The 13,874-nt window shown below is 41.6% G+C and carries 11 protein-coding genes; all 11 read right to left on the bottom strand.

The annotated features are described in order from the left end of the window. Positions 1-35 precede the first annotated feature (35 nt). Positions 36-1,124, bottom strand: a complete 1,089-nt coding sequence (locus tag H6G83_RS02905; RefSeq protein WP_190466685.1) for a glycosyltransferase — start codon at positions 1,122-1,124, stop codon at positions 36-38. Between the two features lie 284 nt (positions 1,125-1,408). Further along, positions 1,409-2,722, bottom strand: a complete 1,314-nt coding sequence (locus H6G83_RS02900; protein WP_190466682.1) for an NAD(P)H-dependent oxidoreductase — start codon at positions 2,720-2,722, stop codon at positions 1,409-1,411. A gap of 191 nt (positions 2,723-2,913) precedes the next feature. After that, complete coding sequence (rfbC, locus tag H6G83_RS02895; protein WP_190466679.1) at positions 2,914-3,483, bottom strand: dTDP-4-dehydrorhamnose 3,5-epimerase; 570 nt, start codon at positions 3,481-3,483, stop codon at positions 2,914-2,916. A gap of 161 nt (positions 3,484-3,644) precedes the next feature. Then, positions 3,645-4,475 carry a phytanoyl-CoA dioxygenase family protein gene (locus H6G83_RS02890; RefSeq protein ID WP_190466676.1) on the bottom strand — a complete coding sequence of 277 codons (831 nt, stop codon included), beginning with the start codon at positions 4,473-4,475 and terminating at the stop codon, positions 3,645-3,647. A gap of 12 nt (positions 4,476-4,487) precedes the next feature. Continuing rightward, positions 4,488-5,525: a glycosyltransferase family 2 protein gene (locus H6G83_RS02885; RefSeq protein WP_190466674.1), complete on the bottom strand. Its 1,038-nt coding sequence runs from the start codon at positions 5,523-5,525 to the stop codon at positions 4,488-4,490. Between the two features lie 37 nt (positions 5,526-5,562). Continuing rightward, positions 5,563-6,516: a glycosyltransferase family 2 protein gene (locus tag H6G83_RS02880; protein ID WP_190466671.1), complete on the bottom strand. Its 954-nt coding sequence runs from the start codon at positions 6,514-6,516 to the stop codon at positions 5,563-5,565. A gap of 191 nt (positions 6,517-6,707) precedes the next feature. Continuing rightward, positions 6,708-7,736 carry an NAD-dependent epimerase/dehydratase family protein gene (locus H6G83_RS02875; RefSeq protein WP_190466668.1) on the bottom strand — a complete coding sequence of 343 codons (1,029 nt, stop codon included), beginning with the start codon at positions 7,734-7,736 and terminating at the stop codon, positions 6,708-6,710. Between the two features lie 496 nt (positions 7,737-8,232). After that, entirely contained in the window at positions 8,233-9,444 is a 1,212-nt protein-coding gene (lhgO, locus tag H6G83_RS02870; protein WP_190466664.1) for an L-2-hydroxyglutarate oxidase, read from the bottom strand. A 111-nt stretch (positions 9,445-9,555) separates the two neighbouring features. After that, complete coding sequence (rfbF, locus tag H6G83_RS02865; RefSeq protein ID WP_190466661.1) at positions 9,556-10,329, bottom strand: glucose-1-phosphate cytidylyltransferase; 774 nt, start codon at positions 10,327-10,329, stop codon at positions 9,556-9,558. 407 nt (positions 10,330-10,736) lie between these two features. Beyond that, positions 10,737-12,923 carry a tetratricopeptide repeat protein gene (locus H6G83_RS02860; protein WP_190466659.1) on the bottom strand — a complete coding sequence of 729 codons (2,187 nt, stop codon included), beginning with the start codon at positions 12,921-12,923 and terminating at the stop codon, positions 10,737-10,739. Positions 12,924-13,061: 138 nt separating this feature from the next. Further along, complete coding sequence (locus tag H6G83_RS02855; RefSeq protein ID WP_190466656.1) at positions 13,062-13,841, bottom strand: PP2C family serine/threonine-protein phosphatase; 780 nt, start codon at positions 13,839-13,841, stop codon at positions 13,062-13,064. Positions 13,842-13,874 lie beyond the last annotated feature (33 nt).

Genomic DNA, 13,874 nt, shown 5'->3' with positions numbered 1-13,874 from the left:
CAACTGACAGCTGTCAACTGACTCAGCACTTTTAACTAATTGAGACTACAGGTTTGGGCAATAACTCGCTCAACTTTACTAAAGAAAACAGGCTCAGAAAAATTATTCACGGCATGATTACGTATATTTTCATAGTTCCAATTGATTTCTCCGGACTCTAATAATGCCATTTGTAAAGATTCTGGTGTTTGGCGATTAAAAAACACTCCAGTCTTGCCATTTATTTGGGTATCTAAGACTCCACCTGCGCCAAAAGCAACAACTGGTGTACCGCTAGCATTAGCCTCTACAGGAACTAAACCATAGTCTTCTAAAGCAGCTACTATAATAGATTTGGCTTTGGAGAATAATTCTTTACGTTTGCTGTCACTGACATGACCGACAAATTTAATATTATCTAAAGCTTTGGACTGTAATCTTTCTCTTTCTGGGCCGTCCCCAGAGATGATTAACGGCCATCCCAGCCAATTAAAAGCCTCGACTATGATATCGAGCCGTTTGTAACTAATCATCCGTGCTGAGGCTAATAAATATTCATCTTTTGTATCAGAATAAACGAAGTTACTGGTATCAATTGGATAATTAATCATTATGGCTTTTTTGCCGTAAATCTTTTCAATCCGACGAGCAACAATGCTAGAATTTGCAATGTAAATATCAGGTTCTTGAGCGTATTGTAAATCTACATTTCGCATCAACTGAAAGATTTTTTCGATTAAAGGTGATAAATATCTATAATCGCTATATTCTCTGAGATAAGTTTCTGTATCCCACAAGAAACGGGTGACGTTATGGCAGAAACAAATATGTTTAGCATCCGGTCTTTTTCTGACTGCTTTGGCGAAGCTAGTACTGCTACTAATAATTAAATCGTAGTCTTGCAAATCTAAGGATCGAAAAGCTGGAAAATACAAGGGAGCCATGAGCCTAAAATATTTGGCTGCACCAGGAATTTTCTGTAAGAATGTTGTGTTGACTATCCGCTCACCCATATCGATGGTTTTCTGCGGGTCATATAATGAGGTAAAAATATCTGCTTGGGGATAGCGTTTGCACAGCAGTTCAAATACCCGTTCTGCTCCACCGCGTTGAGTGAGATAATCATGAACTAGAGCAACTTTCATATTGGTCTAAATTAGTAAAATTCTTTCATTAAAGATATTTCAGCAGATATTGTTCATTTTTTTAGTATTTTATATGATATTTTTTTACGGTTTTTTGATACATTTATCTCTATTAAAAATAGAGAGTGAATTGTGGATTTATATCTGAATATAAGCAAAATTTTAGTTATATTTAGATGTTGCAGCCCTCCTTATGAAAACAAGGAGGGCGATTGATAAAAATGCGATTTAGTTTTAGTAGGGTGGGCAATACCCAGCAGCTAAATTTATTAATTGCGAATTAATTAACCAACAGTTACTAGCACTTTTTCTGGAGCAAAATATTTATCTTGCTCGGCTCGTAGTTGGTCACAAAGTCTGCCTTCGGGTAGTTCTACATCATCGTATGTAAGAACTTGATCCTTGGGAATGTCTCGTTTGAGACGACAGCCTTCAGCTAGACCCATTGGTAAGAGTTTTTGCTGTTGGACGATATCGGAATTTTCACATTGTCCATAGGTCATGTAGAAGCCAATACCATCTAGGGTTTCTCCGGCTTTGAGGTCAATTTTGGCTGTAGTGACCACATCTACTAAGGGGCCAGCTAGGGGAGCCATTACCGCATCTTGGAAAAGGACAACACGAGCTACAGATAAGGGGACTTCAAAATGGCAGAGGTGGTAGGGAGTGTAGAAGCTATAGAGGGGGCCTTCGCCTAATTTGTAGAGGTTGAGGTAGTGGCGTTGTTTGGGGTCGTCGTGAGTAGCAAGGACATATACACCAGGGCCGGGTTTTGCACCAACGACGTAATCAACAATACCGCCTAGCTGCTGGAGTTGTTCTACGTCGTACAAATTGGTGATTTCTTCAACATAACCAGTGAAGTCGTATCCCAACATCCCCCGCTTGGCTACTTTCATTCCTGTGGCGTTAGCAACGATCGCTTGCTCAAAGGAAATTTTGCTACCATCAGCAAAGCTAGACACCATGTAGGGTTTTTGTCCCCAACGTTTAGCAAAGCCTTCTTGAGTGGTGGGGTTGCGATAGGGGTCTTGTAGTCCTTTGATGTTACCGCACAATAGGGGAGTCAGACCGATACTTTTCACGAAGCGGTGAAGGTTCATCTGTACGCCTGGTTGGTCGCCATCACAGGCGCTGAGAATTACGCCAGCCTTGTCAGCATATACTTTCAGGATGGGGCCGATAGTACCGTCGAGTTCAGCATTCATCATGATGATGTGTTTGCGATGGGCGATCGCTTCCATCACCACATGAGCGCCAAATTCTATAGCACCAGTAACTTCGATAATTGCGTCAATCCCATCAGCTTGACAGATCAGTTTAGCATCTTCAGTAATGGCATACTTACCTTGAGCGATCGCACTTTCCAATTCGCCCACAGAGTCCACAACTTGAATATCTTCAATTCCAGCTTCTGTATAAGCCCGTTTCGCGCCATCAATACTCCGGTTAGAGATAGCAACTAATTCCATTCCCGGAACCGAATTAATAATTTGATTGGCAATACCACGACCCATAAAACCAGCACCAATCATTCCCACTTTCACAGGATTACCCGCAGCAGCACGAGCTTTGAGAGCATTATCAATAATAATCATTTTGCGTAAATTCCTTTGACAGTTATCAGTTATCAGTTATCAGTTATCAGTTATCAGTTATCAGTTGACAGTTGACAGTTGACAGTTATCAGTTGACAGCTATGATTAGTTTTCCTCCTCTGCTCCCCCATCTCCCCAATCCCCAATCCCCAATCCCCAATCCCCAGTCCCCAGTCCCCAATCCCCAATCCCTAACAAACCGCTTCTACAGGGTCTGGGCTACCAATTGGTAATGTTTCTAACAGAGGCCAGTTGGCATCTTTTTCAGAAATTACAGTTACTTCTAAAGGCCATTCAATGTTAAAAAATGGGTCGTTGTAACGTAATCCTTTTTCATATCCTGGTGTATAAAATTCACCAACTTGATAAACAACTTCTGCATCATCAGTGAGGGCTTGATAGCCGTGAGCGAACATTTCCGGCACATATAAAGCACGACGGTTTTCAGCAGTAAGTTCTACACCGATGTGTGACAAAAATGTTGGTGATTCAGGACGCATATCAATAATTACATCGTAGATAGCGCCTTTTATACAACGAATTAATTTTGTTTCTGCGGCTGGTTTGAGTTGATAGTGCATACCGCGCATTGTGCCTTTTTTAAAGTTATAAGATAGGTTACACTGAGCAACTACTGGTTTTAAACCATGCGCTGCAAATTCATTAGCGCAAAAAGTTCTGGCGAAAAAACCACGATGATCTGGTTTTTCTTCTAAGTCAATAATAAATGCGTCTTTGAGTGCTGTGGTTGTAAAAATCATGGTTTTCTCGAATAGAAATTCTTTAAATCAGTTATCAGTTATCAGTTATCAGGTTATTTCCACTGTTCACTGTCCACTGTTCACTGTCCACTGTTCACTGATAACTGTTCACTGTTAAAGTCAGTAATTACTAACAATTAGTATTTACACAGATAATTCAGCTAAACAGGAACTTTCTTTACATCTGGTCTAGCAAAAGTATCATCCCAATATTGGGTACAAAGTTCTGGTCGCTTGGGAGGATTAGCGGTGTAAACAAAAAATAATGCTGACCTTTCCTTTGTGCGGAGAGTACCGTGATGTAATGCTGTTCTAGGGTCAGCAATTAATACTGTTCCTGCGGGGCCTGGACAAGATTTCCAAGCTGATTTGGGGATAATTTCTGCTACTTGTTCATCGTTTAAACCTAAGTAGCCGGACTGCTTGAGTTTTTTGTCAATTCGGTAAGCATTCCTATTAGGGAAAGAGGTTAAATGTAGGGGAATATATTCAAAAGGACCTTGTTCTTCATCTACATCATTTAAATAGATGATGATTTTCACCATTTTACGGTCTTCTGAATCTTTATGCCATAGTAATGTGCCGAATTGGTCTTCATTTGGTAGGTCTTTGCGTAAGTGTACACCCTGAAATGTTACGGGAAGACCAAGGTAGTTTTCGGCGATTTTCATCAGTCGCGTTTCTTTTGCCCAATTGGCGAATTGCTGTATGTCTGTAACTGTATAAATGTATGGTAAGTTGGATAAATGCAACTTGCTATTAGCTGACATTTGTGCTAATTGTTCTTGAGCAGCTTTTAGCATTTCTGCGGTGGATGATAATCCTAATTCCTCAAGATTTGTGATGTAAGCTCCCTCTTTTTTGAGGGTGTTAACAATTAGGCGATCGCCTGCATCTAACTGTGGCAAATTCCTCTTATATTGCCAAACCCTTAGCTGATAGCCTAATTCATATTTCAACCCAGCAATTATTGGTTGCAGCTTGTGTAACATAGCAACACCTACCTATTTATTAGTTGATTTATTAGCCTGAATTGGCTCATTCTCAAAACGTAACTCTTGAGATGTGGCTTCACTAGCTTCTGCAAGGTTCATCTCTCTCAAAGGAATGAACTCTAAAGCGGCTACGCTAACCAAAGCTAGAAATGGTAAGACTGTTTTAATAGCAGATATAGGCCATCTTCTCAAAGCACCTAGAAAAACTCTCAAGTCCACTTCTTTAGAATTTTGCAAAAGCATCCGCCTGCAAAATTGTTTAGAATATCCGGTTTCCTCAAGTTTTAAAATAACTTCCGGTATATGTTTGTATTGCATTAATAGTGCTGACTTTGGCTCTTTTTGCCAATAACTTACACCAACAATACATTCTAAATAAGTTTCTTTGGTGACAATAACACTACCACGCGCCGCACAATAACCAGCAATATATGCTAGAGATATCCAATTATTAACAGCATCAGGCCAATGTTGTAGAGCTTTTTTCACTAACTCAGTACGGTAGATACTAGCAGTGAGGAAGATAACTGCACCGACACTTTTAGCAAAGCAATGTTCAAAGATAGCTTTACCATCACCTTTACCATCTTCACTATCAGCATCAAACCAACGATTACCAATAATTGTTGGTGGGAATACTGGTAAACCAGTAATCTTATTACGTCCAGAAAAGTTGAGGAATAATAATCCTAAATCTTGCTGTTCTTTGATTTTATTAATCACATAATTAACAGCCTTTTCTTGGATCGGATCATCATCCCCAATTGTCCAAACATAATCTGTCTGGGCAGCATTTAGGCAGTACATAATATTTTTCACTACGCCTAAGTTTTCTGGCTGCTTGTGAGATTTAAAGGTGATGTTACTCAGTTCGGTTTGCCATTTCTGAATAATTCTCTGTGTATTATCGGTAGAACAATTATCAGAAACTAGGATTTCACAATCAGATTCAAATCCCTTGATAGCTCTTGCTAGCCATGTGAGTTGTTTATCGAGTAACTCAGCGCGGTTATAAGTGGGGATGGCAATGGTCAATAATTTATTCATATCAAGGTAAAAGATATTTTTACTATAACTAAATAAATCAGCTTGCTTTAACTGGTTTTAATGAAGAAACAAATGCTTTTCTCATAGATACACTCATCAAAGACAAGTAAGAAAACATGAGATTTATTGCCAACATCGGCCAGCGTTTCAAAGCACCTAAAAAGATTATCCAATCGTTTTTGGCGATGATATTTTGCGAAATCATTTGCAAACAGAACTTTGGAGAATAGCCAAGTTCTAAAAGTTTGGCATAAACTTCAGGAATGTAAAGGTATCGCATCATGATTGACCACTTTGGATCTTTCCCCAAAGAACTAGCGTACATAGTACATTCTAAATAGGTATCTTGAGTAACTATTACACTGCCGTTAACAGCACAGAAACTTGTCCAATATGCTTGTGCTGCTAAGTTAATATGTGAAGATGGCCATTGTTGTAGAGCGCGTTGTACTAACTTTGTTTTGTAAACTGTTGCTGTCATAAAAAGTATACCACCGAAACTTTCTTTCAAGTGACGTTGCAATGCAGCTTTGCCGTTAGTAATAGGTTCATCATTATCGCTATTAAACCAGCGTTCAACAACAATTTTGTCTGTTATACTATCCCGCCCATAACAGTTAAGAAACATTAGTGATAAGTCAGGATTTTCGTTGATTTTTGTGATGACGTAACCCAAGGTTCTTTCTTGAATTGGGTCATCATCCCCAACCGTCCAAATATACTCACCCTTAGCAATCTCTATGCACAAAGTAATATTACGCATTAAGCCGAGATTTTCTGAATTTCTATAGGCTCTAAATGAAGTATTACTAAAAATTGGTTGCCATTTTTCTACAACTTCTGGAGTATTGTCTGTTGAACAATTATCAGAAATGATAATTTCACAATCAGATTCAAACCCTTTGATAGCTTGGTGTAACCAAGATAGTTGTTGTTCTAGAAGTGCTGCACGGTTATAAGTGGGTATGGCAATTGTCAGTAATTTATTCATTTGTCCCTCCATCAGATGCTAATTATTTCGTAGGGTGGGCAATGCCCACCACCTGCTGATTTAAAAGCTGCAAGATATCAGCCTCTAACTAGCGCAACTACGCGCCAGCAAAATATAGAAGAAACACTTTTTTCTTCCCCTATACCCCTGTGTTTTTTAAAAGGGGCATAAAATCTGCCTCAGACAAGTAACTACCTGATATTCCAGAAAAAGTCTTGGTTGATTTGTTCAGTACGAATTAGATACTCTAGCTGCTTTAAGCGTGTAAAGCCTCTAAATAAGAATGTGTCTTCTGTCATGTCTATTTGACTGAACAAATCGAATAATTGTCTAGCGCCTTTTTGCGCGTCCCAATCACATTTGAATCCAGGTAAAATCTTGTTGATTTTCTCAAAAGATACGCGGTAGCTGCGGTTATCTGCACCGTTATCACCAAAGGATAATTTACATCCGGGGAAGGTATCGGCGATGATTTCAGCTATTTCTTTAACGCGGTAGTTATTAGCAGTATCTCCGACGTTAAAGATTTGGTTATGAATAATATCGCGGGGTGCTTCTACAGCGCAAATGATGGCTTTGCAAATATCCAAGGCGTGGACTAATGGTCGCCAAGGTGTACCATCACTGGTCATTTTGATTTCTTTGGTAGTCCAAGCCAAGCCTGCTAGGTTGTTCAACACGATATCAAACCGCATTCTGGGAGAAGCGCCGAAAGCAGTAGCATTCCGCATGAAGGTGGGGGAGAAGTCATCATCAGCTAGGAGTGTGACATCCCGTTCTACCAAGGTTTTACATTCTGCGTAGGCTGTTTGGGGGTTAACTGGAGATGCTTCTGTAACATCACCTTCGGTAGCTACTCCGTAAACGCTACAAGAAGACATATAGACGAAGCGCCGAACACCCATTGTTTTGGCTAGGTTAGCGAGGCGTACTGAACCTAAATGATTGATATCGTAGGTGATATTTGGTGCTAGCTGTCCGGTGGGGTCGTTGGATAGTTCCGCCATGTGAACTATTGCTTCTACACCTTCCAAGTCTTCGGGGGTGATGTGGCGGATATCTTTGTTGAGGGTTTTGGCGGTAATTTCTGTACCGTTGTATAGCCAGCCTACTTTGTAATAACCAGTATCTACGCCAATAACTTCATGACCGCGTTTAATTAATAAGGAAGGCAATAAACAACCTAAATAGCCTTCAGTTCCAGTTACTAGAATTTTCATTTTTGGTAATTTCTTTGTAGGGAAAAATTAGTTTGGTAAATGAACTAACTGAAACTAACTAATATCTAATACCAAATTCGTTTAATTACTTGTAATATGCTGCGTTGTCGCGATCATGGGTAATAGAAGTAGTAAGGGCTGAAGCCCTCACTAGGAACTAATTAACTCATATCTTGCACCACTCTGTTATTGCGAAAATCGCAGCCCGAAACCCTTATGATTTCGTAGGGTGGGCAATGCCCACCACTAGCTTCCAATCGAAGGTGCAAGATGTCAGTTAACCTGAGTTCGACGGCTGAAAAAACCCCACTTCCATTCCTCTCTCCTAAGAGGAGAGAGGCTTTAAAAGTCTAATTTATCGTTGATATTTCATACTCTACACTCCCTTCTCCTCGTAGGAGCGAAAAGTCTGAGCGCCGGCTTCCGGCGATCAGAACTTTTCAAGACAGAGGGGTTGGGGGAGAGGTCAAAACCGCACTGGTCGAACTCAGGTTAATTAACTGACGACTGCTGGCATATCTGAGTGCTGGGCAATTTGTGCGGCGATCGCTTTTCCTATTTCTAAGGAAGAGGTCGCGGCTGGTGAAGGCGCATTGCAGACATGAATGGAGTTGTTACCAGGGACGATGTAAAAGTCGTCTACTAGTTTGCCATCATCCATCAAAGCTTGGGCGCGTACCCCTGCATGGGTGGGAACTAAATCCTCGGCTTGGACTTCGGGAATGAGTTTCTGCAAACTTCTGGTGAAGGCGGCTTTGCTAAAGGAACGGATGATTTCTTGGATACCTTCGTCGGCGTGTTTGGCGGCGAGTTTCCAAAAACCAGGGTATGTCATTACCTCAGCAAAGTCTTTCAGGTCGAAGTCGGTTTTGGTGTAACCTTCGCGCTTGAGGCTAAGAACAGCATTCGGCCCGGCGTGGACGGTTCCATCAATCATCTTGGTGAAGTGAACGCCCAGGAAGGGAAATTCGGGGTTGGGAACCGGATAAATGAGAGTTTTGACCAAATAGCGTTTTTCGGGGGTGAGTTCGTAATATTCTCCCCGGAAGGGAACGATTTTTGCCTGGGGTTGTACACCGCCTAATTTAGCGATGCGATCGCTGTGCAAGCCCGCACAATTGATCACAAAGCGGGTTTCAAAGTTACCTTGATTAGTTTCCAGTACGTGATGTTTACCATTGGGGGAAATCTTCAGTACCTTAGTATTTAGGCGTAATTCTCCACCTTGTTGTTGAATCAACTCGGCGTATTTTAAACAAACCTGCTTATAATTAACAATACCAGTGGAGAAAACCCGGATTCCACCTACACAACTTACGTGAGGTTCAATTTCCTTAACTTCTTGGGGACTAATTCTCTTAACTTCTATCCCATTTTCTAAACCGCGTTGGTAGAGGTTTTCTAGGCGTGGCAGTTCTTGCTCATCTGTCGCCACAATTACCTTACCGCAGACTTCATGGTCTATGCCATATTCTTGGCAAAATTTTACCATTGAGTCTCTACCATCACGGCAGAATTTGGCTTTGAAACTCCCCGGCTTATAATAAATACCAGAGTGAATTACCCCACTATTATTACCTGTTTGGTGAAAAGCCCACTGGCTTTCTTTCTCTAATACTAAAATCCTGGCTTGGGGATAACGCTTACTTAAAGCCATCCCTGTAGACAGTCCAACTATTCCCCCACCGATAATGGCAAAATCGTACATTGGTATTATTGCACTTAAAATTACACTAAAATTAGTAAACAATACCTTACATCAGAAATCAAATTTATGTAGGACAAAATGCCAAACCTTTTTGATTTCTTTGTCAAGATATTACCAAACTTTCCAAGGAGCTTGGTTATTCTGCCATAAGTCTTCTAAGTAGTTTTTATCTCGCAAGGTATCCATTGGTTGCCAAAAACCATTGTGTTTGAAAGCTGACAACTCTTCCATATCTGCCAACTTTTCTAATGGTTCTTTTTCCCAAACTGTAGCATCTTCTGCAATCAAATCTACCACTTCTGGTTCAAGGACAAAATAACCACCATTAATCCAAGCACCATCACCTTCCGGCTTTTCCCGGAAACTGCTGATTTTGGTTTGTTCCTGTCCCAAAGAAATCGCTCCAAAACGTCCGGCTGGTTGGACTGCGGTGAGTGTTGCTAAGGTCTTTTGTTCTTGATGAAATTTTACTAATTCAGTAATATTAACATCACTAACACCATCACCATAGGTAAAACAGAAAGTTTCATTACCAATATGTTCGCGGACACGCTTTAAGCGTCCACCAGTCATGGTGTTATCACCTGTATTCACCAAAGTTACTCGCCAAGGTTCAGCGTAACCAGAATGTACATTCATTTGGTTAAAACGCATATCAAAAGTTACATCAGACATATGTAAAAAGTAGTTAGCAAAATACTCTTTAATGACGTAACCTTTGTAACCACAACAAATAATAAAATCATTAATGCCGTGGGCGGAATATGTTTTCATAATGTGCCAAAGAATTGGCTTACCACCAATTTCTACCATCGGCTTAGGTTTGATGCTGGTTTCTTCGCTGAGGCGTGTACCGAGTCCTCCAGCCAAAATTACTGCTTTCATATAATTACCTCACGATGTGGAGAGAGATTAATTTGGTAAATTTATAGCGATGAAGCGGATGCACTGGAAGAAAAATTCGTAGCTAATATTTTTTTCTTCGTACATAATTTAACGGTTATTTAGGGCTTTTGTATAAAGAGAAGATAAATATCGATATTTTGTATGTGAAAGCTTGATGAATATAAAAAATGGTAATTGGTAATGGGTAATGGGTAATGGGTAATTGGCTTATGGCTGCGAATAAAGTCTGTCCAATTGCTTACAATGTAGTACCTATTTGGTAACTAATTGCTAACATTAGCGACCACCAATTACCAAAAATACAACATTATAAGTATCTAAACAGACAATATACCAGTCTTTTACCAATTACCAATTACCAATTACCAATTACCAATTACCAATGACTATTGACTATTATCTGTACCTGTATATCCCCACATGGTAGAACTTTGGAATAAAGCATTACATTTGCTATCATCAATGATACAGATACTGCTGAGTGCTTGTTGATAACTTTCGGTATCTTCTTGTTCTAAAGCTAGTTTGGCAGCTAGTTTTAAATCAGCGAGTGCTTTAGTCTGATTTGCGCCAGATATATTATTAGTAATTTGCCCTAGTTCATAGCGAACCATGCCGCGTTTGAGATATACTTTGGCAAGTTTGTCATTAATTTTTAAGGCTTGGTCAAAATCAACGATCGCCTGCTGATACTGCCATGTAGAATCACCGCTATATTGAGCGATTTGGTAGCGGACAGAACCACGTTGAAAATAGGCTTCAGTTTTGCTGGGGTTGAGTTTAATTGCTCGATCAAAATCAGCGATCGCTTGTTGAAAATCCCTGATAGTGTCGCCACTATACTTAGCAATTTGCGATCGCACAATCCCCCGACGGATATAAGCTTCCGCTTCATTAATGTTGAGTTTCAAGGCATGGTTAAAGTCGGCTGTCGCTAATTTATACTGTTGGTCAGGATCATTACTATACTCAGCCATCATCAAGCGGGCATTTCCCCGATTCACATAAGCCTTAAATTCCCCTGGATTAACCCGCAAAGCTGCTGTATAGTCTGCTATTGCGCCCTCGTAGTCTTTGAGGTTGTAACGAGCATTACCTCGATTAATCAAAGGCTTGGGATTCGTCGGTTCCTGTTGAATAGCTTGAGTAAAATTGTCCACCGCCTGCTTATAATCGCGCTCTTGGTAAGCAGTATGACCTTGTTTATAGTAATCTGTAAAACTCAGGGTGTTACCATTAGCTTGTTGAGGCATCAGGGCTTGTTGAGCATAGTTATTTTGGGAAACTAGAGGACGAGTGAATTTCGTCACCATATCCAAGTAACCCAACACCCCCAAACCCAGTACACAAAAGATTGCCGGATAAAATTTCCCTTTCCAGCGATGACGATAAGGTGAAAAGCTGGGGGTTGATAATTGCCAGTTGTTTTGGTATGCGGGTAAAACAGGCAGTGGAATAGCAGGTTGATTTCCCTGGGTGTATTGCCGCTTTTTCGGCATCCGGGGACGCAGATGTTCTCTATTTTCAATCGCCAGAACTGAGGGAAACGGGTCACGTCCACCCAAGCGTAGAGTTCGTTCACACCAAGGGCAACTGTGCAGGTGATTGCTGTAGCGATGTTGACTATTAGCGGTGCAGGTAACTAGGGCATCTTCCGCTTCCGCTATCGCTGATAGCCAAGCCTGGGCGTTAGGGCGGATGTCTGGGTCGTGATGACCATCCTCAAAACAACGCAGAAACAGCGCTTGTAAGCCCGGATGCAGCATTTCCCAAGGCGGGGCGATGGGAGTCGGGATATAAGGTACTTGTCGCCTTTGGCTATAGGTGAAATGTCCGGCAGCAATTCTGGCTTCGTAAGGCGGCGGTTCGGGGATACCTTGATAAATACCAGAAAAGGGATGCGTACCTTCCATCAACAGTTGGAAGATTAGCACCCCTAAACCAAATAAATCATGACTGATTTGGCGATCGTGGTGAGCAAAAATTTTATTTTGTAGTTCTGGGGGTGTAAACTCTGGCTTACCCACAGGACAACGGTAGACATGATCATTTTCCGGGTCTAGTACTTGGAAAGAATCAGTATCTACCAAGGTAACTAAGGCGGTGTCACTCACCAGAATGTTTGATTCGTTGACATCACCCACACAATAACCGCTATTGTGTAACGCCGCAAAAGCCGCCGCCAAATTTCGCGCCGTGCGGAGTAGGTATTGATAATTAAAGAGAGGGCAATGTTGACGGCGAGTCCGGGGGTTATAAAAGTCGATGATGGGGCGCATTCCTCGAATGCGCGGCATCAAAAAACCGATAACGCGCTCTTGTTCATCTGCTGACCATAATAATTCTTGCGGCCAAGCAATGGAAATATGCCCCAAACTAGCCGTAGGGTTGTCCGGTGGGTTAGCCAGCATCGCCTGTAACTTATGAGCATGGGCAACTGTCGGCTTATGATAAACCTTCGCCACACAATCACCCGCCGACGGCACAGCATAAATACAAGCTTCACCGCCACGCCCCAAACTAACGCTGAGGCTGATAATCTCTTCCTGTGGAAGATAACGTAATACCTTCATGATTCGATTAGGGTTAAGGGACTGGGGACTGGGGAGATGAGGGAGTGGGGGGAGATGGGGGGCAGAGGAGAATAACTAATGACCAATTACCAATTACCAATTACCAATTACCCATTACCAATGACCCATTACCAATGACTATTGACCAAAACACCCAATAATCAATGTCAAATCATCATCAGTACGTTGTGTAATTCGCTCTGAACCTAAGAATTTCACTAACTGTTCTTTGGCTTCTGCTTGATCCTGCGCTTTTTTCACAAAGTCGAATAAGGGAAAAAAGAACGGTTTGTGAGGTTCCCCAACAACCATATTTAAAGCCAGCATTTGCAGTCCGTCGGTGAGCAGGGCTACATTGACTATGGCTTCGCGCCATAATCGCATCTGGGCTGTATCTAATGCACCTGGTGAAGTTAAAAAAGTTGTCTCGTTGATATACTCGCCGTTGTCTGGTAAGGTGAGGGCTAGTAAGTTGCCTGCACGATCCTTGGCAACGGCTGTACCATCGCCGACTTGTACGGCGGCTACCATTTCCGGTGAGGCGATCGCAATAATTAAAGTAGTGGCTAAATCCTGGGGCTGTTGTTTACAAGCTGCTGCTTCATCTTCCACAGCTTTTTTTGCCGCCAACAAGGCATCCGTTAACAGCAATTGCACAGCTTCATCATCAGTTAAGGATTTTCTAGTAATCTCTTTGAGCGATAAATTCTCAATGGCTGTCTCCACCGCCACCATCGCCCCGACTTTCCCTTGACTTGCAGAACCCGCGCCATCTGCGGCTGCAGCCACCAACACATTCCCCGGCAATAACTGCCAGTGGTGAGCATCCTGACACAGCTGCTTATTTTTGATGTGGCTTGTACCACAGACAGAGGCGGCGACTACCTGCCAATGAGGGTTCTGTTTTGATGTTTTCATATATTTGTTTTGTCAGCTAGCTGTGTAAGTGTC

The sequence above is a fragment of the Anabaena azotica FACHB-119 genome, from assembly GCF_014697625.1.
In the GTDB taxonomy this organism is placed as follows: Bacteria; Cyanobacteriota; Cyanobacteriia; order Cyanobacteriales; family Nostocaceae; genus Trichormus; species Trichormus azoticus_A.
The sequence above is the reverse complement of the archived record's forward strand: the minus strand, read 5'-3'. Positions and strand labels throughout refer to the sequence as shown.

Excerpts from the sequence above, each read along its gene's own strand:
- H6G83_RS02855 (WP_190466656.1), bottom strand. The coding sequence starts at position 13,841 with ATGAAAACATCAAAACAGAACCCTCATTGGCAGGTAGTCGCCGCCTCT.
- H6G83_RS02880 (WP_190466671.1), bottom strand. The coding sequence starts at position 6,516 with ATGAATAAATTACTGACAATTGCCATACCCACTTATAACCGTGCAGCA.
- H6G83_RS02885 (WP_190466674.1), bottom strand. The coding sequence starts at position 5,525 with ATGAATAAATTATTGACCATTGCCATCCCCACTTATAACCGCGCTGAG.
- H6G83_RS02860 (WP_190466659.1), bottom strand. The coding sequence starts at position 12,923 with ATGAAGGTATTACGTTATCTTCCACAGGAAGAGATTATCAGCCTCAGC.
- H6G83_RS02905 (WP_190466685.1), bottom strand. The coding sequence starts at position 1,124 with ATGAAAGTTGCTCTAGTTCATGATTATCTCACTCAACGCGGTGGAGCA.
- H6G83_RS02890 (WP_190466676.1), bottom strand. The coding sequence starts at position 4,475 with ATGTTACACAAGCTGCAACCAATAATTGCTGGGTTGAAATATGAATTA.
- H6G83_RS02900 (WP_190466682.1), bottom strand. The coding sequence starts at position 2,722 with ATGATTATTATTGATAATGCTCTCAAAGCTCGTGCTGCTGCGGGTAAT.
- H6G83_RS02875 (WP_190466668.1), bottom strand. The coding sequence starts at position 7,736 with ATGAAAATTCTAGTAACTGGAACTGAAGGCTATTTAGGTTGTTTATTG.
- lhgO (WP_190466664.1), bottom strand. The coding sequence starts at position 9,444 with ATGTACGATTTTGCCATTATCGGTGGGGGAATAGTTGGACTGTCTACA.
- rfbF (WP_190466661.1), bottom strand. The coding sequence starts at position 10,329 with ATGAAAGCAGTAATTTTGGCTGGAGGACTCGGTACACGCCTCAGCGAA.
- rfbC (WP_190466679.1), bottom strand. The coding sequence starts at position 3,483 with ATGATTTTTACAACCACAGCACTCAAAGACGCATTTATTATTGACTTA.